This window comes from Candidatus Thiothrix putei, assembly GCA_029972225.1.
Taxonomy (GTDB): domain Bacteria; phylum Pseudomonadota; class Gammaproteobacteria; order Thiotrichales; family Thiotrichaceae; genus Thiothrix; species Thiothrix putei.
In genome coordinates, this window is sequence record CP124756.1 from 3,843,405 (window position 1) to 3,863,197 (window position 19,793).

The window sequence follows — 19,793 nt, forward strand, 5'->3', positions numbered from 1 at the left end:
CTTGCTTTTAATGATATGTATTTATTATGAGTATTAATAATTTATTTATGGTTTGTGTGGCGTGTCTGATATTTCCACACTCAACCAACGCTAATAATTTCGACATACACGGTCGTGACATCGTATACATAGATGGCTATTGGCGTTTCCAATCTGGTTGGGTTGGGCATTTAGGAGTTGAGTATTCCAATCTGGTTTATCATATCCTCCCGGAAAACAGTGCCGGTTGTGATGGCACTGTTACCAAATTAGGTCAAAAAAGCTGTTTGCATCTTACGTCCTTGCCCGCTTTTAAGGAACCTATTCCAAACTTTAAGGGTTACTGGGGAGTCAGGTATGATTATCCCCCCTCACCAATGGGGGTTTTATTGTTTTTAGATTTAGCAAAAAAAGTAGGAGTTGATTATACCCCGCTACCTGCTGCCTCTGAAGCCCCCAGTATTACCTATAATGCGCGGACGAAAAAATATAGCTACAACCGTGGACGATACCGAAGTGATACGTTTGCGATGAAGGCATTGGCATCGGGTGGTAAGAACTATGGTTTACTTGATAACGTCCAGCCCAAATACGTTTTTAGGCATTTGCCCTTTGCGAGGTAACAGGCGCTATGATCTTGCAAGATACTTATTTGACTGACCACAAATACCCTTGGATATTATTGGCAACATTAGCGGTATCTATGAGTATTTATTTTTATCCGCCTGATTCGGGGTTAGTTGAGATTGTCAGAGATAGAGGACTAGAGTTGGCGTCAAAAGTACAGACTTTTCCCATGCCAACAACAGCGTTTCCTCGCCACTTAGGGAACGTGGCAAGCGCTAAACCAATCAGACCTAACCGTAATCTTAAAAAAGCTCAACAGACGGCTAATACTAGCAATGCGATGGATAACCGTCCCGTAACAAACATTAACCAAGCATTCCAACAACTGAATCCGACTAATGAGAACCGGAGGGAGGTTTATACAGTTGCAACATTGACGCAATCGACGCTACCTGAGCAAAAACTTCTCCTGATTGAACAGTTGCTGGATTCAAAAGAAATGATAGGCAAAACTGGGGAAGTTTATAATTTGTTGTTGAATGAGAATAACCCAGTCATTATCAAATCCCTGTCTAGGTTGCTTATGAGTTCTTTTGACGAAAACACGGATGTCGTGGGTGTGTTATCGACATTGGTAACAAATGACAAGATTGCGGCGGATGTAATTGATTATATTCCAGAGTTTTTGTCACCGGAGGAAATCCGGGCATTGTATGTGCTGAACAACAACCAGCTTTCTATTGAGCAAAAGGATATGCTGCTGACATATTACATCAACACCTCGATCCTTAACGCAGAAGACCCTTTTGCTGATGCTTACATGAACCAAGAGTACCAATACCGCAGAGCCAACTTGGCAGTTTCACCGAGAGAGACTCTAGCATTGGCCTTGGTGACAGGCCGAGATAATCTGGAGTATGTAGCCATGCAGAAAAGTCATTTCTCAACCCGGCTGATTTTGCGGGAAAAGCCTTTAAATCCAGACCAAGAGACCTTGTTTATGTGGTTTGAGGCTAATCTGATCATTTCGGAGGATGATGCAGATAAGGCTTTATTTATTGAAGCAATGTCTTATGAATTAACGAATGAAGAAAAGCAGGCAATTAATCTGATGTATCCGATGATATTCTAAACATTTAATAGAGCAACCCTACTCCCTGATTTGTTTCTGGATACCTGAATGGCAGATGCTTTAAGATGAGGTAAAACAATACCCCGTCACAGCGGGTAAAGGAGGAGGAAATGGACAAGCTATGGCTGCAAAGCTACCCACCACAAGTCCCGGCAGAAATTGATCTGAGCCAGTACCGTTCGCTGGCAGATTTGTTCCACCGTAGTGTTGAAAAATACCGCGACCGCCCCGCCTTCAGCAATCTGGATAAGGTGCTGAGCTATGCTGAAGTGGATGAATTAACCCGCCAGTTTGCCGCTTACCTGATCCACGGCGCAGGCTTGCAACGCGGCGACCGTATCGCCATCATGATGCCCAACCTGCTGCAATACCCGATTGCATTGTTCGCTGCCTTGCGTGCCGGGCTGGTGGTCGTTAACACCAACCCGCTCTACACTGACCGTGAACTCGAACACCAGTTGAAGGATTCGGGCGCGAAAGCCATTGTCATCCTTGCCAATTTTGCCCATACGCTGGAAGACGTGATGGATGAAATCGGTATCAAAACCATCATTACCACCGAAATCGGCGACTTGCTAGGCTTTCCCAAATCCCTGCTGGTCAACACCGTAGTCAGGTATGTGAAAAAGATGGTTCCTGCCTACCAGTTACCGGAAGCCATCGGTTTCAATCAGGCATTACGGCTGGGCAGGCAGTACACGCACAGCTACCAAGATGCCAACCCCGGACATGAGGACATTGCTTTCCTGCAATACACCGGCGGTACTACCGGTGTTGCAAAAGGTGCAGCGCTCAGCCACCGCAACCTGCTGGCAAACATGCTGCAAGCCGATGCATGGACGAAAGGCTGTTTGGAACACGGCAAGGAAATTTTCATCACCGCCCTACCGCTGTACCATGTGTTTGCCCTGACCGCGAATGCCCTGTTTGCGATAGAAATGGGCGCAAAAAACGTCCTCATCACCAACCCGCGTGACTTACCCGCTTTCCTCAAGGATCTCGCCAAAGAACCGTTCACCTTCATCACTGGCGTCAACACCTTGTACAACGCCATGCTCAATCACGCGGATATTGGCAAGGTGAATTTTTCCCACGTCAAGATTTCGCTAGGTGGCGGTATGGCGGTGCAGAAATCAGTCGCCGAACGCTGGAAAGCACGAACCGGCTCGGTGCTACTAGAGGCTTACGGGCTAACGGAAACTTCCCCTGCGGTCTGCATCAACCCGGTTACGCTGGAAAGCTATAACGGCATGATCGGTTTACCGATTTCCTCGACGGAGGTATCCATCCGCGATGTCAACGACAATGAGCAAGGGGTGGGTGAAGCAGGCGAATTGTGGGTGCGGGGGCCACAGGTGATGCAGGGCTACTGGCAACGCCCGGATGAAACCGCCAAAGTAATGCCCGGTGATGGCTGGCTAAAAACCGGCGATATTGCCGTGATCAATGCTCAGGGTTATGTCAAACTGGTGGATCGCCTCAAGGACATGGTGCTGGTTTCCGGCTTCAACGTATACCCGAACGAGGTAGAAGAGGTGTTAGCAGCCCACCCGAAAATTCTCGAAGCGGGTGTGATCGGCGTGCCGGATGAGCATTCGGGTGAAGTGGTCAAAGCCTTCATCGTCAAAAAGGATGACAGCCTGACGCTGGAAGAACTCAAGGCGTATTGCCGCAAGGAACTGTCTGCCTACAAGTGTCCAAAACAAATCGTGTTTGTCGCGTCGTTGCCAAAAAGTAATGTGGGCAAAATTTTGCGCAAGGAATTACGGCAGTTGTAATAACCATCAAATGCTATACTACCGCCATTACTTGTTACCGATGGATTCCCTCATGGCATCACTCAAAGACCAACTGCTCAAGGCTGGCTTGATCGATAAAACCAAAGCCGCCAAGCTCGAACAAGAACAGCGCAAGCAAGCCCACCAAAAAACCGCCAAGGCACAGAAACAAGCCAAGAAAAGCGGTGAAGTCATGGTGGATGAAGCCAAATTACTCGCCGAAAAAGCGCTACAGGAAAAAGCCGAACGTTCCAAAGAACTCAACCGTCAACAGCGCGAACAAGCTGAGAAAAAAGCCATTCAAGCACAAATCAAGCAATTGATTACCCTCAACCGCATTGACCGCAAGCGCGGCGATATTGCCTACCAGTTTGCCGATGGCAGCAAGATCAAAAAGATTTACCTCACAGCAGAACTGCAAGACCAACTGGCCTACGGCATTATCGTGCTGGTCAAATTGGGCGACGGCTACGAACTCGTTCCCAAACAGGTTGCCGAGAAAATTGCCCAACGCGATGCCGCCTGCATTCTGGTGCAAAACACCGGCAGCACCGAGCCAGCAGCCGTGGAAGAAGACGATCCCTACGCCGATTACAAAATTCCCGACGATTTGATGTGGTAAACACCTTTTTCTTGAATTGTAATTCAAAAATATCATACTATTCACGAATTACGATTCAAGAAGTACTGCATGATCAACCGGCAACTCCTCGCGGAAATACAAAGCAAGCTGTTCAAAGGCAAAGCCATCTTGCTCATGGGTTCACGACAAGTCGGTAAAACCACGCTAGTACAAACGTTGCTGGCAAATCTCGCCATGCCCGTCATGAAGTTCAACGGTGATGAGCCTGATATGCGGGAAATACTCGCTAACACCACCTCTACACGCCTAGCCGCCTTGGTCGGCAATCACAAAATTGTTTTTATTGACGAAGCACAGCGCATCGAAAATATCGGTTTAACCTTAAAATTATTCACCGATCAATTACCCCATATTCAAGTGATTGCAACGGGTTCATCAGCGTTTGAGCTTGCCAGCAAAATTAATGAACCGCTCACGGGGCGTAAATTTGAATACGAACTGTACCCGCTATCGTTTGTTGAAATGGTTGAACATCATGGCTGGTTTGCTGAAAAACGCTTGCTGCCACACCGCATGATTTACGGTTATTACCCCGATGTCGTCAATGCACTCAGTGAAGGCAATAGCGCACACGTATTGAAATCACTCACGAGCAGCTACCTCTACAAAGACTTACTCAGTTTGGAAGGTGTTCGCAAACCCCAACTGCTGGATAAATTAATCAAAGCCGTTGCCCTACAAGTTGGCTCAGAAGTGTCTTTCAACGAATTGGCACAACTCACCGATACCAACGCTCATACGGTTGAGAAATATATCGACCTGCTAGAAAAAGCCTATGTGCTGTTTCGTCTGCCCGCTTACAGTGGTAATCACCGCAATGAAATCAAAAAAGGGCGCAAAATCTACTTTTTCGACAATGGCATTCGTAACGCCCTGATCAATAACTTCAACCCGCTGGAATCACGTACTGACGTAGGTTCACTCTGGGAAAACTTCCTGATTAGTGAACGTATGAAATACCTGTCCTACCAACAAAATCTTTTTTTCACACGGCGTTACTTTTGGCGCACCACCCAACAGCAAGAGATCGACTACCTCGAAGACAGTGGCGGCAAACTCCACGCATGGGAATTCAAGTGGAATCCCAAGGCGAAGGCAAAGTTTCCTGTTACATTCACGAATGCTTACCCAGATTGTGTAACCATGCGTGTAGACCCCGACAATTTTGAAGCATTTATTGGCTTGGCATGACTTCCACACATCACCATTCACAGGGCTAACAACTATTATGCAATTCAACCGCTATATTTGGGATTTGTACCGCTCCTCGCCAGAGGGGCAGGCAGCCATCAAACGTGATGTCACGGAACATTGGAAGGTACTTGATAATACGGGTGACATACGCCAAGAGTTGGAATTTACCGCTGAAGTTTTCGGCTTTGAAAATATTGAGGATGGAGAATCAGACATTCTCTCAGTCAATCTGAATAACTTACTTCATGAATTCACAGACGATATTCCTATCCATGACAATCAAGAAGCCGACGAACTATTTATAGAAATGGTAGATGATGGCTGGGAAATACCTGTCAATGTTGGGGAGGAAAATCAATGGCTCGTTTTAGTAGGCGGTGGACTTGAAGATGATACAGTTTATCGACAAGTTTTTACTACTATTACAGGGCTATCAGCGGGCTTACATACCGCTCATCCTGATTACTTCATCCCCTATTTTTTTATCAAACGTTTTGATCACCTGACCAAAATCTGTCATTTTTTTGGCATTACTCTACCCGATGAACCTACCAAGCAACAAAAGCGTGAACGTGCTCTGTACTATCTTGAAATTAATCGAGTATTTCAAGCATTTCGCCATGAACATGGTCTTTCCCCTGAGGAATTGAACGCCTTTTTATATGACTTCGCGCCCAAAAATATCCAGTTAGCAAATACCAATTCATTACCCGAAGCGTCCCGTGTTTGGTTTTCCATTGGCAACAGCGTTGACTTTGAATATTTAGATGAAGCCAATGAAAAATCCATCAGTTTTTGGCAAGGTAACTTAGAAGCGCGTCGTGGTGACATCGTATTAATGTGGTGCGCTTCACCGCGTAGCTATCTCCACTCTATTTGGCGTGTTGTGGATGACGGTTTTAACGATCCTTTTTTCTATTACTACAATAGCATCAGAGTCGGGCATCCTCTCAAAATACCCCCCATCACGTTTAAAACATTCGCACAAGACCCGTTGCTCGGTGCTTCTCCTGCTGTAAAAGCCCATTTTCAAGGGCGTAGCGGTAGCGCACTAAGCCTAGAAGAATACCAAGCCATTTGCGAACTCATTAAACAAACAGGTTTTGATACAACCCTACTTCCCATCGCCCCCAGCGAACTCACTTTCGGCGATTTGACATTGAACAATGAACGGGATGTCGAAACCCAATTACTTGAACCGCTACTGTTAAAATTAGGTTTCACACCAACCGATTGGGTTAGACAACTCCCCGTTAGAATGGGACGCGGACAACGCAACTACCCCGACTACGTACTCGGTTGTGATCTCAAATCGGGCGAGGAAAGCGCGATTTCGGTACTCGAATGCAAATTCCGCATTAGCTCACCCAAAGAATTGAAAGATGCTTTTCTGCAAGCAAAATCCTATGCCCTACGCCTACAAGCTCAATCCCTAACATTAGCGGATGCTCGTGGAATTTGGGTATTTCAGCAACGCAGTGACGGATTTGTATTTGATGCCTTTACATTCAAGGTATGGAAAGAACTTACCCATCCCGACATACTGCATGAAATTTCTCTCATTTTCGGTAAGAAAGTGATTGATGATGCGGTACAGTCACGCTTGCGCACTATGAAAGCGCCTAGCAAGCCAAAAGGTTAAACGTCAAGCATGAAACCCTTCACCCGCATCCTCCGCCTGTGGACGATCAACCGTGTCTTCATCCGTCACGGTTTGGACGAACTCGTCCTCAATCTCCCTTTCATGCGCCCTGTAGCGTTTATCTATCACATTCTGCCGTGGAATTGGGGCAAGCAAGAAACCCGCCCACGCGGCGAACGCATCCGCCGTGCACTGGAAGATTTAGGGCCGATTTTCATCAAATTCGGGCAAATGCTCTCCACCCGCCGCGACTTGCTGCCGGATGACATCGCCGCCGAATTAACCCGTTTGCAAGACCGTGTGCCACCGTTTTCCAGCATCGAAGCACGGAAAATGATCGAAAAGGCTTACGGCAAATCCGTCACCGACGTGTTCCAACGCTTTGAAACTGACCCAATGGCATCCGCCTCCATCGCCCAAGTGCACGCCGCGCAATTGTGGGATGGCAAAGAAGTGGTGGTCAAAGTATTGCGCCCCGGCATTGAAAAAACCATCAGCCAAGATGTGGAACTGATGTACATGATGGCGGGCTTGCTGCAACGTTATTGGAAAGAAGCCCGCCGTCTGCGCCCCGTGGAAGTGGTTGCTGAATACGAAAAGACCATTTTCGACGAACTCGATTTGATGCGCGAAGCCGCCAACGCCAGCCAAATCCGCCGCAATTTCGAGGGCAGCACCACCCTGTATGTGCCTGAAATCTATTGGGATTACACCCACCCCAACGTGATGGTGATGGAACGGATTTACGGCATCCCCGTCGGCGACATCGACCAACTCAAAGCGCACCATATCAATTTCAAACGGCTGGGCGAATTGGGCGTGGAAGTGTTTTTCACCCAAGTCTTCCGCCACAACTTTTTCCACGCCGACATGCACCCCGGCAATATTTTCGTCAATGCTTCCAACCCTAACGAACCGCAATACATCGCGGTGGATTTCGGCATTGTTGGCACGCTATCCCCCGCTGACAAGCGTTACCTCGCGGAAAACTTCTACGCCTTTTTCCAGCGCGATTACAAACGGGTCGCGGAACTGCATGTGGAATCCGGCTGGGTTCCGCCCACCACACGAGTCGATGAATTTGAATCAGCGATCCGTTCGGTGTGCGAACCGATTTTCAACCTGCCGATTAAAGACATTTCCTTCGGGCAATTTTTGCTGCGCCTGTTCCAGACGGCACGACGCTTTAATATGGAAGTACAACCGCAATTGGTTTTGCTGCAAAAAACCTTGCTGAATATCGAAGGTTTGGGGCGGCAGCTTTACCCCGACCTGGATTTGTGGTCAACCGCGAAACCGTTCATTGAGCGTTGGATGGATGAGCAAGTGGGCGTGCGTGCCTTGTTCAACGGCGTGAAGGTCAACCTGTCTAAGCTCCTCGAAAACTTGCCGTACATGCCCAATATGCTGCACGACATCATGCAGCAAACCACCCAGCAAAAACTCAAAATGCAGTGGGAATCGCAGCAACTCGAAGACTTACGTAAAGAAATACGCCGTTCGCAACGCCTTAACCAAACGCTGATCATTACCGGCATCCTTATCTTTATAGCCATACAAGTCTTCAACGCTTACCACTAACGCAAAAAAGCCGCCCCGTTTCCAGAGCGGCCTGCTCAAAGCGCTGGCGTTACCGACGCTTAAGCCGGAGGGCTATTGGGATCTTTGATATTGGCTGGAGCCACATCAACGGTCACCGTCGCTTGCGCCTGATTACCGTACTTGTCTTTCACGATATAGGTGAACTCGTGGTCAGCACAATAACCATGACGTAAGGTGAACAGGATGGATTTGCCATCAGCACTGATACGCGCAGTACCGTACTGCGGCGTACTGACCGCGATAATGGTCATTTCATCACCCGTATCGTTATCCAATACTGCCAAGGTTTTCGTGGTGGTATCGTTCAGGTCAATCAACAGATAATCACCTGTTGGTGCAAGATTACCCGGTGTTGTCGTGCCACTGATGGTGATATCCACCGTTGTTTCCGTGGTAAAGCCCCGATCATCCGTCAGACGATAGGTCAACTCATCCACACCTGAGTAACCGATTGTCGGCGTATACACGATCTGATTACCAGAAACACTCGCAGAACCATGACCCGGCGCGTTAACAATGGTCAACGTTGCCCCGCCTGCCGGAACCTCGTCATTACTCATCACAGCAAACACGTTGTCGCTGCTGTTCATATCAACGGTGTACAAATCGGCCTGTGCATTCAAGTTACCACCCGGCGTATTCACCCGCACAAACACATCACCCGTTACCGTGTTGCCATTACCGTCGGTAACGGTATAAGTAAACCGGTCATCACCGGTAAAACCTGGATTAGGCGTGTACGTTACGTTGTTACCACTTTGCGTTACTGTACCATTGGTAGCAGCACCCGTGCCGGTAACGCTCAACGGATCACCATTGGGGTCACGATCATTATCCAAAACAGGGATAGTGACGGCAACATCCCGAATCGTTTCCACTTGATCGGTATTCGCAATAGGTGCATTCGGGTTAGCAGCCCCACCGACCGTGACAGTGACTGTCGCTTGGCTTTGATTATTGCCTGGATCTTTCACAATGTAGGTAAACTGATCAGTACCAGTAAAACCCGCCACCGGTGTGTAGACCAACATATTACCCACTTGTGTCACGGCACCATTCGTACCCTGAGCAAAACTGGCAATGCTCAGTGGATCACCGTTCGGGTCGGTATCGTTCGTCAGCACATCAATCGCAACCGGCGTCTCAGCGGTGGTCGTCGCATTGTCATTCACCGCAACCGGCGTGTTCCCGCCATTGCCGCCGTTAGCACTGCCAGCCGTGGTCTTGTAAGTATCCACGGTTTGTTTGTGATCAGCCGTGTTACGCAAGGCTTGACGCACCCACAGTGGTGGCTCAGGAATCAATTCTTTGCGCCATACCACTTTAGGGTCGCTGGTGGACGTTCCACCCTGCTCAATCACTTCATCCTTGTATTCATTCTGGTAAGTAACGTATTCGATGTCTACCCGACGGTTTTTATGGCCTTCTGCTTCAGTATTGGGGTATTTAGGCTGCGATTCACCCAAACCACGCGCCTGCAATTCGTCCGCACTGAAACCGTTTTTGACCATAAAATCACGCACGGCATTCGCACGGCGTTCAGATAGACTTTGGTTGTGCGCATCTGAACCTTTATCGCAGGTATTGCCGGTAATGCGGATATTACCTTCATGTCCAGAGGCACGAATTTGTCCCATAACCGCTTTCATCCGTTCCTGTGCTTCAGGTGTTAACTTGGCGCTATCGAGTTTGAAGAAGGTATCAGATTCCAATTCCATGGTGTTTTTAACCAGCTTGCGCTCAATTTTGGGCGGCTGCTTGATTTGTTCACCTGGAATTTCAGTACGGATACGACGATAGCGCTGTTCAGGTTGCCACACGCCAGCTTCACTGCCGATGTCATAGCGGTAGGAAATACCACCACGGGCTTCGGCATCTTCGGAAACCATGGCACCACCGGCTTTTTTGTAGACCTCTACTTCTGCACCCACACTATGCGGGGTATCGGGGAAGAATTTTTCCACACCGCCCGTGAGGGTTGTTTGCGTGGGGCGCTTTTCACTGGCAGAAAAATCTTTGCCCCACTCATAGTCCAAACCACCTTGCACACGCATTTGCTGCTCAGGCAAAAAAGTCCCAACGCGCCCGCCAACACCCAAGTCATAGGCTTTCTCAGTCACACCCGGCGTAGTGGTTGCCCGCCCCTCAGAAAGCCCTTTACTGACATGCCCTGACCAGAACAAGCTGGCATTCTCCTGACCATAACCAAGCGTGGCTTTTTTATCTTCTTGCTCATTTTGGTCATAAGCACCAAAAATCTTGTTGACGCGTGAAGGATTATTAGCATCGCCGGATACCCAGTGATGGCTCAGTTTTGCACCTGCACCTGTTAAGGATTCTTCACCAGCATCTTTGTCAGCATTCGGGTTGAAACCAACGTAGCCCTGCCCGATAGTAGCGCTGCTGCCATTTTCGTGAATTACTTGACTGGCCTCAGCCTTACCCTTGAGCTCAGTGTCAATGCCAACACCAATGCGGGTATTGCCCCCCACATAACCCGTATTTACCGTGGAGGTTTCTGTGGAATCTTCCAGAAAGCCATCACTTTCCTGCCCCAGTGCTTGGGCTTGAGCCATAGAATCGGGGACAGGTACGGGTGCTGCTGCGTTATCTTCCAGCGTTAGCGCTGCGGCTGGTGGAAGAGGAATATTACCATATGACCCATCATGACCGCCGTCTCCTGCGAGAACAGCGGCAGAACAGAATAGCAATGGTAAGATAGCCCATTTAGGGGAAAGTATTTTTTTGTTATTCATCGTGATATCTCTCTGTCTGCGTGCCTTTATTATTGTATTGGGTCACATGATCAGGCTCACTATATTCTGTGTGGCAAACACACCACAAAATATTCCGACGAACGTATTAGCGCGTGTATACTGTAGTGATATTCTCGAAAGAAGAACGATGGAGTGTCAGTAATTTTATGTTTAAAATAATACAAATTGTCCCATTTTTTGGCATATTACTGCTGATCTACTGGCTGGCAGTGAAAACCAACTTATTCCCTGACGGCTTAAACCACGTTTTGTTTCACTTGCACTTACCTTCCAAAGCGTTGTGGAAACCCACATGGGGGGATTTCATGGTTCTACTCGGTGTGCTCTTCTTGTATGTTGAACTATTCAAATCGACCCGTACCTCAGAAACGACGATTGTGGATCATTTATTATCAACATTTGTGTTGATTTTTTACCTAACAGCCTGGTTGATCTACCCATGGGCTGGTAATTCTGTTTTCCTGATTTTGACTGGCATGGCATTTCTTGATGTCATTGCAGGCTTCACTATCACGATTTCAGCCGCACGTCGCGATTTGGCGATTGGTGGAAAATAACCATTTACACCATAATACTTCAGGTATTTTTGAGAGAGAGTCTTCCATGCACACACTGATTGCCCGCTTGACTGTGCTGTCTACCCTGTCAGTTAGCGCTTACGCTGAAACGCCGCAATTTCCCGACCCTGCGATGTTGCCGCCCGATACCAGCATTACCACCGACAGCACCACATCGAAACAAACGTATAGCTATACCCAACCAGCAGCAACCAGTACTGGCACAACGGGAACATATGTTTACCCACAAACCAGCACGAGTAGCACCAGCGGTAACAGTGCAGCGGGTATTTACGTCTACCCTCAAGCAGATACCGCCACTACTAACGCCAGTACAACAGTCACCCCAACCAGCACCTATACTTACACCCAACCGCAGGCTGTCAGTAACTGGGGAAGTAACTACGCCCAACCCTACACGGGCGGTATGCAACCCTATTCCTACAACCCAGCACAATACTTCTTGCATAGCCCAATGCTAACGCCCCCTACCCCTCCATCACCTCCCCCCATGGTCATGCCCCCCATCCCAAGTTTTACATGGCCAAACATGGGCTATGGCTATCGCAACAACCCTTACAGTTATTGGATGGGCAACACTGCCCCCCCCCAAACCAACACACAACCGGCTGCGGCGCAAACGCAAAACACCCAACAAATTGACACCCTGAATCAAAGTCTCAGCAGCCTGCGCCAACAACAAACGGAATTAGAAAGCAAAACGCAGGAAACCCTCGCAACTCAAGAACAAACCATTGCGGCATTACGCAAGCAACTCGAAGATGCCAGCAAAGGCAAAGGCGACCTCGAAAGCCAACTGACCGCTCTCAAAGGCGAATTAGCCGAAAGCGTCAAAAAAGCCGAGCTAGAAAGCTGTAAAGCTGAAAAAGACGAATTAGCAGGCAAAGTTACCGACATGGATCAAAAAGTGTCAGCGATTGCCGAAGTATCACAGCAATTCGCACAATTGCGCCAAAACTTTGCCACGCTCGAAACCGAAAAGCAGCAATTGGTGAGTGCGCTGGAAAACGAAACCAAAGACACTGATGCGGATGGCATTCCTGACAAACTCGATAAATGCCCTGAAAGCGCACTAGGTGTTAAAGTCGATACCAGTGGTTGCGAACCCCCCAACGATACTGATAATGACGGTGTTATTGATGAGAAAGACCGCTGCCCCACCACGTCTGCGGGTGTTAAGGTTGACGCCAATGGCTGTGACTTACCGCCACCAGATGGCGATAAAGATGGTATTCCTGACGATGCCGACAAATGCCTCGATACAAAAGCAGGCGTAAAAATCGACGCGCTCGGTTGTGACTTACCACCTCCTGACGGTGACAAAGACGGCATTCCTGACGAAGCCGACAAATGTCCAACCACTACTACTGGAGCAAAAATCGACGACAACGGCTGTGACCTGCCGCCACCTGATAGCGACAAAGACGGTATTCCTGATGAAACCGACAAATGCCCTGACACCAAAGAAGGGGTAAAAATCGACGCACTCGGCTGTGACTTACCCCCTCCGGATGGCGACAAAGACGGCATTCCTGATGATGCCGATAAGTGCCTCGATACCAAAGAAGGCGTCAAGGTCGACGACAAAGGTTGCGACGCAATTCCTGACGCTGACAAAGACGGTGTTGCCGACGCTGATGATCTTTGTCCTGACACTACCACCAATACCGAAGTCAATCAGGTCGGCTGCTCCAAAACCGAAAACATTAACCTCAAAGGCGTTACCTTTGAAACCGGTTCTGCGGTTCTGACGGCTACCTCACTGCCGATTCTGGATGAAGCGGCCACCACTCTGAAGAAATACCCTGACCTCAAAATCGAAGTTGGCGGTCACACTGACAGCAGCGGCGACAAAACAGCCAACGAAAAGCTTTCGCAAGCCCGTGCCGAAGCCGTGATGAAATACTTGGTGGAAAAAGGTGCGAAAGCCGAACTCCTCAGTGCTAAAGGCTACGGCCCCAACACCCCGCTGGCGGACAACACCACTCCCGACGGCAAAGCGCAAAATCGCCGCGTCGAACTGAAAATATTGGGGCAATAGTGAGCCAATACCAACAACACGCCAAAAAACGTTTCGGTCAGCACTTCCTGCATGACCGCAACGTCATCGACAACATGCTCCGTGCGGTTAACCTGCAACCCACCGATCATGTAGTCGAAATCGGCCCCGGCCCCGGTGCACTTACTTTCCCTCTGCTGGAATTACTCCCGCGTCTGGATGTGGTCGAAATCGACCGCGACGTGATTGCATGGTGGCAAGAACAGCCACAAGCCCAAGGTAAACTGCACATTCACGCCCAAGACGCGCTCAAGCTGGACATTCCTGCATTGCGCGGCGACGGCGACACGTTACGAATTATCGGCAACTTGCCGTACAACATTTCCACGCCGCTGATTTTTCACTTTCTGGAACATCGGGTTCATATCCACGATATGCTGTTTATGCTACAAAAGGAAGTGGTGGATCGCCTCACCGCCGAACCGGACAGTTCCGATTACGGGCGACTATCGGTGATGGTGCAATACTATTGTGAACCGCATTATTTGCTGAAAATTGGCCCCGGCGCGTTTACTCCGCCCCCCAAGGTCGATTCGGCAGTGGTGTATCTGAAACCGTGGACAACGCCCCCGCACGTTGCCAATGATCCTGAACAATTCGGCAAACTGGTGCAGCAAGCATTCTCACAACGCCGTAAAACCTTGCGTAATACGCTGAAAGGTTTGTTGACAGCAGAACAGATCGAAAGCGTGGGGATAGATCCGGTGCGTCGCGCGGAAACCTTAGCGGTTGAGGATTTTGTTAATTTAGCGAATTTTCTGACTGCATAATATCCCCCTAATTGCAAAGAGCTGAAAAATAAATACCCCCGCTATGGAGCCGGGGGTTAGAGGAGTCGAAGCATGGTCAGGCAATTTATTGTTATTGATGTTTAAGCCTGCTCTCTGCCTCTTGGGGCTTGCTGATAAATTTTTTATGTTGTTGCGCTGTTCTGACTGAAAGGCATACTGCAATGGGTGTGCCAATGTTGGTCTCTGCAATTAAACCATTGATAATATTTACTATATCTATTGTTGATGGGAAGGCGTGACAGGTATTAACTTGGCAATGCTGTCAGAAAGCGACAGGTGTCACGTCAGTGGGTGACAAACCTGCCAATGTGACGGGTTTTCAGTATATGATTAGCTCACAACTTTTCTGATTTTGACTAGGAGCCTGCCATGATCCGCTTCACCAGCCCTGCCGCTGCCAGTGTTTCCATGTTTGAAAAAGATGCGAAAGCCCTGATTCGCATGATGGGGCATAGTGGTACGATTCCCAGTGCCATCCGTGCCGAAGACGTGGCAACCGCACTGCAATGCCTTGAAGCCGCCTTAAAAGCCGAAGCCGCTCAAACTGATGCCACCACCAAGCAACCACCAGCAGATGCGGAAGAAACCGCCGTTAGCACTAATGTTCGCGCTTACCCTTTGCTGGAATTGCTCCGAGCCGCAGTTGCCAAGCAGAAAAATGTGATGTGGGAACAAGATAAGGCATTTTTCTAAAGTCACAAACAGCAAAAAGGCTGCACTAGGCAGCCTTTCTGTTTTTTGCGGACTTGTGTCGAAACTCAGTGACCGCGCAGCTTACCGATACGGTGCAGCATTTCGATCTGCGCCTTCGCTGACTCCAGCTCAGTCTGGATCGCCTCATAATCGAGGTCTTCCGGGTCTTTGCCTTGCAGCGCGTCTTGGGCTTGCTTCATCGCTTCGCGGGCGGCGGCCTCGTCGAGGTCTTCCGCACGCATCCCGGTGTCAGCCAATACCGTCACTACATGCGGCTGAACTTCCAGCACGCCACCGGAGACGAACAGCGATGCCATTACGCCTTCCTCGGTTTTGTACTGCAATTCACCTGCACGCAGCTTGGAAATCAACTGGGAGTGACGTGGCAAAATACCCAAATCACCCATTACACCCGGTGCAATCACTTCTTCGACTGTGCCAGAGAACAGTGCTTGTTCTGCCGTCACTACGTCCAAATGAAATGTCATCGCCATGATGCCCTCCTATCAGAGCTTCGTAGCTTTTTCGACCACTTCGTCGATGCCGCCGACCATGTAGAACGCTTGTTCTGGCAAGTGGTCGTATTCACCGTTCAGGATGGCTTTGAAGCTGCTCAAGGTTTCTTTCAGGGTAACGTATTTACCCGGTGAACCCGTGAACACTTCCGCTACGAAGAACGGCTGGGACAGGAAGCGTTGGATACGACGCGCACGACCGACGACTTGTTTGTCTTCGTCAGAGAGTTCGTCCATACCCAAGATCGCGATGATGTCCTTGAGTTCTTTGTAACGTTGCAGGATACCTTGAACGCCACGCGCAATACTGTAGTGTTCCTGACCAACGACCAGCGGGTCAAGCTGACGCGAGGTGGAGTCAAGTGGATCTACCGCTGGGTAAATACCCAGTTCCGCGATATTACGTGACAATACCAGTGTCGCATCCAAGTGGGCGAACGTGGTAGCTGGGGATGGGTCAGTTAAGTCATCCGCAGGCACGTAAACCGCTTGGAACGAGGTGATCGAACCCGTTTTGGTGGAAGTGATACGCTCTTGCAGTGCGCCCATTTCTTCCGCCAGTGTTGGCTGATAACCTACCGCCGATGGCATACGACCCAACAGTGCGGATACTTCCGTACCCGCCAGCGTGTAACGGTAGATGTTGTCAACGAACATCAGTACGTCACGGCCTTCGTCACGGAAATATTCCGCCATGGTCAGACCAGTCAACGCTACGCGCAGACGGTTGCCAGGTGGTTCATTCATCTGACCGTAAACCAGTGCTACCTTGTCGATAACGCCGCCTTCAGTCATTTCGTGGTAGAAGTCGTTCCCTTCACGAGTACGTTCACCAACACCCGCAAACACGGACAAACCGCTGTGTTGCTTAGCGATGTTATTGATCAGTTCCATCAGCGTTACGGTTTTACCTACACCCGCACCACCGAACAGACCGATTTTACCACCCTTGGCGATTGGCATGATCAGGTCGATAACCTTGATGCCTGTTTCCAGAATGTCAATACCGGATGACAATTCATCATACGCAGGTGGCGCACGGTGGATTGGCATTTTCTTGTCGCAGACAACTTCGCCTGCATTATCAACCGGTTCACCCAGAACGTTCATGACACGTCCCAATGTACCCGGACCAACAGGCACAGAAATCGGTGCGCCTGTGTTTACTGCTTGCATACCGCGCTTAAGGCCATCAGATGCCCCCATCGCGATGGTGCGTACAATGCCGTCACCCAACTGCTGCTGGACTTCCAAGGTCAGACCTTGGTCGGCTACTGTTAACGCATCGTAGACCGCTGGCACAGCAGTGCGTGGGAATTCCACATCAACAACCGCGCCGATGACTTGAACGATGTTTCCAGTACTCATTATTCAGTACCTCACTAAAAATTTAAAATCCGTAACAGCCTTAGACAGCCGCAGCACCTGCAACAATCTCGGAAATTTCCTGAGTAATCGCCGCCTGACGCGCTTTGTTGTAGATCAGCTTCAAATCACCAATCATTTTACCGGCGTTGTCGGATGCGCTCTTCATGGCGACCATCCGCGCTGCCATTTCACAGGCAACGTTTTCAACAGCACCTTGGTAAATGATTGATTCAATGTAACGCTGCATCAATGCGTCAATAACTTCTTTCGACTCAGGCTCGTAGAGATAGTCCCAATGGTGCTTGATTGAATCCGTGCCTGTGGCGACCAACGGAATGAGCTGCGTCACTTGCGGACGTTGCGTCATGCTGTTAACGAATTCATTCTCAACCAAGAAAAGGCGATCAATGCGACCTTCTTCGTAAGCATCCAGCATTACCTTAATTGTGCCTACCATATCCGCCACTTTGGGCGCATCGCCCATGTGGGTTTTCTGGGCAACGATCCCGTAACGACGGAAAGCCGCAGATGCTTTTGCACCGAAAACGCAGATGTCGACTTCGACATCCTGCTTTTTCCATTCCGCAATACTCTGCAAGGCTTTCTTAAACAGGTTGACGTTCAAGCCACCACACAAGCCCCGGTCAGAGGACATGATGATGTAGCCAACCCGTTTGACGTTTTCGCGCACCTGGGTATAAGGGTGTTTGTACTCAAGATGACCATACGCCACGTGGTTAACCACTTGGCGCATTTTCTCAGCATAAGGACGGCTGGCTTTCATCCGGTCTTGCGCACGGCGCATTTTGGATGCAGCAACCATCTCCATTGCCTTGGTGATCTTCTTGGTATTGCCGATACTCTTGATCTGGGTCAGTATTTCTTTACCAACTGCCATAGGAATAACCTCCCATTACCAAGTGTTGGTCGACTTGAAAGTTTCCAGTGCTTTTTTCATTGCACCAGCAATCTCGTCGTTGAAATCACCTTTCTCGTTGATCTTGTCCAGCAGTTCCTTTTGAGAAGAGCGCAGATAGCTCAGCATCGCGGCTTCAAAGTCCACAATTTTCTTCGCATCGACGTCATCGAGGAAACCCTCGTTGGCGGCGTACAGCGAGAACGCCATTTCTGCGACGGACAGTGGGGAGAATTGCGGCTGCTTCATCAGTTCGGTAACACGTTGACCACGAGCCAAAGACTTACGAGTACCTTCGTCGAGGTCAGATGCGAACTGGGAGAATGCTGCCAATTCACGGTACTGCGCCAATGCCAAACGTACACCACCACCGAGTTTCTTGATGATCTTGGTTTGTGCAGAACCGCCTACGCGGGAAACCGACAAACCTGCGTTGATCGCAGGGCGGATACCGGCATTGAACAGGTCGCTTTCCAAGAAGATCTGACCATCAGTGATCGAGATAACGTTGGTCGGTACGAAGGCAGAAACGTCACCGCCTTGGGTTTCGATGATTGGCAGTGCGGTCAATGAACCGGTTTGGCCTTTCACTTCGCCTTTGGTGAATTCTTCAACGTATTCCTTGTTAACACGCGCTGCACGTTCCAGCAAACGGGAGTGCAGGTAGAAAACATCCCCTGGATATGCCTCACGACCCGGTGGGCGGCGCAGCAACAGGGAAACCTGACGGTAAGCCCAAGCCTGCTTGGTCAAATCGTCATAAACGATCAAAGCGTCTTCGCCACGGTCACGGAAGTATTCACCCATGGTGCAACCCGCGTAAGGCGCGAGGTATTGCATGGAAGCGGGGTCAGCCGCTGTTGCCGCAACCACCACCGTGTATTCCAGTGCACCGTACTCTTCGAGTTTCCGTACTACGTTAGCAACGGAAGAGGCTTTTTGACCAACCGCGACATAAACGCATTTTACGTTTTTGCCCTTCTGGTTGATAATCGCATCAACTGCCACTGCCGTTTTACCGGTTTGGCGGTCGCCGATAATCAATTCACGCTGACCACGACCGATGGGAACCATTGCATCCAGTGCTTTCACGCCGGTTTGCAGCGGTTGGTCAACCGATTTACGTTCGATAACGCCCGGAGCCATACGCTCAATCGGCGCGAAACCGTCGTTTTCAACAGGGCCTTTACCGTCAATCGGATTGCCCAGTGCGTCAACAACGCGACCCAGCAAACCACGACCGTGGGGTACTTCTAAGATACGACCAGTACATTTTACAGTGTCGCCTTCAGTGATACCTTTGTAATCACCAAGGACAACCGCACCGACGGAATCACGTTCTAGGTTCAAAGCCAGACCGTAAGAGCCGTTGGAGAATTCGATCATCTCGCCAGACATTACATCGCCAAGCCCGTGAAGGCGGACGATACCATCCGTAACGGAGACAACCGTACCCTCAGTGCGAGCTTCAGCACCAGACTCAAAGCTGCTGATGCGCTTTTTAATCAGGTCACTGATTTCAGTTGGGTTAAGTTGCATATGCTATTCCTCAATATATC

The 19,793-nt window shown here is 49.4% G+C and carries 16 protein-coding genes; 11 read left to right on the forward strand and 5 right to left on the reverse strand.

What is annotated here, in order from left to right; all coding sequences use genetic code 11:
• The first annotated feature begins 26 nt into the window (after nt 1–26).
• The 7 genes from QJT81_19755 to ubiB all read left to right on the forward strand — a co-directional run bounded on the left by QJT81_19755 (nt 27) and on the right by ubiB (nt 8,516).
• The gene (locus tag QJT81_19755) at nt 27–602 is read left to right on the forward strand and encodes a hypothetical protein (protein ID WGZ93996.1); all 576 of its coding nucleotides are present in this window, start codon (nt 27–29) and stop codon (nt 600–602) included.
• Between the two features lie 8 nt (nt 603–610).
• Nucleotides 611–1,678, forward strand: coding sequence for a hypothetical protein (locus QJT81_19760; protein ID WGZ93997.1), 1,068 nt, complete (start codon nt 611–613; stop codon nt 1,676–1,678).
• Nucleotides 1,679–1,788: 110 nt separating this feature from the next.
• A complete protein-coding gene (locus QJT81_19765; GenBank protein WGZ93998.1) occupies nt 1,789–3,456 on the forward strand; it encodes an AMP-binding protein in 1,668 nt (555 codons plus the stop codon).
• 52 nt (nt 3,457–3,508) lie between these two features.
• Nucleotides 3,509–4,078, forward strand: a complete 570-nt coding sequence (locus QJT81_19770; GenBank protein WGZ93999.1) for a DUF2058 domain-containing protein — start codon at nt 3,509–3,511, stop codon at nt 4,076–4,078.
• A gap of 69 nt (nt 4,079–4,147) precedes the next feature.
• Nucleotides 4,148–5,290 (forward strand): ATP-binding protein, encoded by a 1,143-nt coding sequence (locus tag QJT81_19775; protein ID WGZ94000.1) that lies wholly within the window; start codon nt 4,148–4,150, stop codon nt 5,288–5,290.
• 37 nt (nt 5,291–5,327) lie between these two features.
• Entirely contained in the window at nt 5,328–6,935 is a 1,608-nt protein-coding gene (locus tag QJT81_19780; protein ID WGZ94001.1) for a hypothetical protein, read from the forward strand.
• A 9-nt stretch (nt 6,936–6,944) separates the two neighbouring features.
• Nucleotides 6,945–8,516 carry a ubiquinone biosynthesis regulatory protein kinase UbiB gene (ubiB, locus tag QJT81_19785; GenBank protein ID WGZ94002.1) on the forward strand — a complete coding sequence of 524 codons (1,572 nt, stop codon included), beginning with the start codon at nt 6,945–6,947 and terminating at the stop codon, nt 8,514–8,516.
• 59 nt (nt 8,517–8,575) lie between these two features.
• Here the strand turns inward: ubiB and QJT81_19790 are convergent, their stop codons facing one another.
• Entirely contained in the window at nt 8,576–11,293 is a 2,718-nt protein-coding gene (locus tag QJT81_19790; protein ID WGZ94003.1) for an Ig-like domain-containing protein, read from the reverse strand.
• Between the two features lie 167 nt (nt 11,294–11,460).
• On the opposite strand from QJT81_19790, the gene QJT81_19795 reads away from it, so the two are divergent.
• From QJT81_19795 to QJT81_19810, 4 genes are all read left to right on the forward strand, one after another.
• Nucleotides 11,461–11,871, forward strand: coding sequence for a hypothetical protein (locus QJT81_19795; GenBank protein WGZ94004.1), 411 nt, complete (start codon nt 11,461–11,463; stop codon nt 11,869–11,871).
• Between the two features lie 46 nt (nt 11,872–11,917).
• Complete coding sequence (locus QJT81_19800; GenBank protein WGZ94005.1) at nt 11,918–13,933, forward strand: OmpA family protein; 2,016 nt, start codon at nt 11,918–11,920, stop codon at nt 13,931–13,933.
• Nucleotides 13,933–14,721 (forward strand): 16S rRNA (adenine(1518)-N(6)/adenine(1519)-N(6))-dimethyltransferase RsmA, encoded by a 789-nt coding sequence (gene rsmA / locus QJT81_19805; GenBank protein ID WGZ94006.1) that lies wholly within the window; start codon nt 13,933–13,935, stop codon nt 14,719–14,721. Before QJT81_19800 ends, rsmA begins: the two co-directional genes overlap by 1 nt.
• A 390-nt stretch (nt 14,722–15,111) precedes the next feature.
• On the forward strand, nt 15,112–15,435 hold the full coding sequence (locus QJT81_19810; GenBank protein ID WGZ94007.1) for a DUF1840 domain-containing protein: 324 nt from the start codon (nt 15,112–15,114) through the stop codon (nt 15,433–15,435).
• Nucleotides 15,436–15,500: 65 nt separating this feature from the next.
• On the opposite strand, the gene QJT81_19815 is transcribed toward QJT81_19810, so the two are convergent.
• The 4 genes from QJT81_19815 to atpA are packed head-to-tail and all read right to left on the reverse strand — an operon-like array spanning nt 15,501 to nt 19,773.
• Nucleotides 15,501–15,929, reverse strand: a complete 429-nt coding sequence (locus QJT81_19815; protein WGZ94008.1) for a F0F1 ATP synthase subunit epsilon — start codon at nt 15,927–15,929, stop codon at nt 15,501–15,503.
• 12 nt (nt 15,930–15,941) lie between these two features.
• The gene (atpD, locus tag QJT81_19820; GenBank protein WGZ94009.1) at nt 15,942–17,318 is read right to left on the reverse strand and encodes a F0F1 ATP synthase subunit beta; all 1,377 of its coding nucleotides are present in this window, start codon (nt 17,316–17,318) and stop codon (nt 15,942–15,944) included.
• A 40-nt stretch (nt 17,319–17,358) separates the two neighbouring features.
• Nucleotides 17,359–18,216: a F0F1 ATP synthase subunit gamma gene (gene atpG / locus QJT81_19825; GenBank protein WGZ94010.1), complete on the reverse strand. Its 858-nt coding sequence runs from the start codon at nt 18,214–18,216 to the stop codon at nt 17,359–17,361.
• Between the two features lie 15 nt (nt 18,217–18,231).
• Nucleotides 18,232–19,773, reverse strand: a complete 1,542-nt coding sequence (atpA, locus tag QJT81_19830) for a F0F1 ATP synthase subunit alpha (GenBank protein WGZ94011.1) — start codon at nt 19,771–19,773, stop codon at nt 18,232–18,234.
• Between the last annotated feature and the right edge of the window lie 20 nt (nt 19,774–19,793).

Excerpts from the sequence above, each read along its gene's own strand:
- QJT81_19755 (WGZ93996.1), top strand. The coding sequence starts at position 27 with ATGAGTATTAATAATTTATTTATGGTTTGTGTGGCGTGTCTGATATTT.
- QJT81_19760 (WGZ93997.1), top strand. The coding sequence starts at position 611 with ATGATCTTGCAAGATACTTATTTGACTGACCACAAATACCCTTGGATA.
- QJT81_19765 (WGZ93998.1), top strand. The coding sequence starts at position 1,789 with ATGGACAAGCTATGGCTGCAAAGCTACCCACCACAAGTCCCGGCAGAA.
- QJT81_19770 (WGZ93999.1), top strand. The coding sequence starts at position 3,509 with ATGGCATCACTCAAAGACCAACTGCTCAAGGCTGGCTTGATCGATAAA.
- QJT81_19775 (WGZ94000.1), top strand. The coding sequence starts at position 4,148 with ATGATCAACCGGCAACTCCTCGCGGAAATACAAAGCAAGCTGTTCAAA.
- QJT81_19780 (WGZ94001.1), top strand. The coding sequence starts at position 5,328 with ATGCAATTCAACCGCTATATTTGGGATTTGTACCGCTCCTCGCCAGAG.
- ubiB (WGZ94002.1), top strand. The coding sequence starts at position 6,945 with ATGAAACCCTTCACCCGCATCCTCCGCCTGTGGACGATCAACCGTGTC.
- QJT81_19790 (WGZ94003.1), bottom strand. The coding sequence starts at position 11,293 with ATGAATAACAAAAAAATACTTTCCCCTAAATGGGCTATCTTACCATTG.
- QJT81_19795 (WGZ94004.1), top strand. The coding sequence starts at position 11,461 with ATGTTTAAAATAATACAAATTGTCCCATTTTTTGGCATATTACTGCTG.
- QJT81_19800 (WGZ94005.1), top strand. The coding sequence starts at position 11,918 with ATGCACACACTGATTGCCCGCTTGACTGTGCTGTCTACCCTGTCAGTT.
- QJT81_19810 (WGZ94007.1), top strand. The coding sequence starts at position 15,112 with ATGATCCGCTTCACCAGCCCTGCCGCTGCCAGTGTTTCCATGTTTGAA.
- QJT81_19815 (WGZ94008.1), bottom strand. The coding sequence starts at position 15,929 with ATGGCGATGACATTTCATTTGGACGTAGTGACGGCAGAACAAGCACTG.
- atpD (WGZ94009.1), bottom strand. The coding sequence starts at position 17,318 with ATGAGTACTGGAAACATCGTTCAAGTCATCGGCGCGGTTGTTGATGTG.
- atpG (WGZ94010.1), bottom strand. The coding sequence starts at position 18,216 with ATGGCAGTTGGTAAAGAAATACTGACCCAGATCAAGAGTATCGGCAAT.
- atpA (WGZ94011.1), bottom strand. The coding sequence starts at position 19,773 with ATGCAACTTAACCCAACTGAAATCAGTGACCTGATTAAAAAGCGCATC.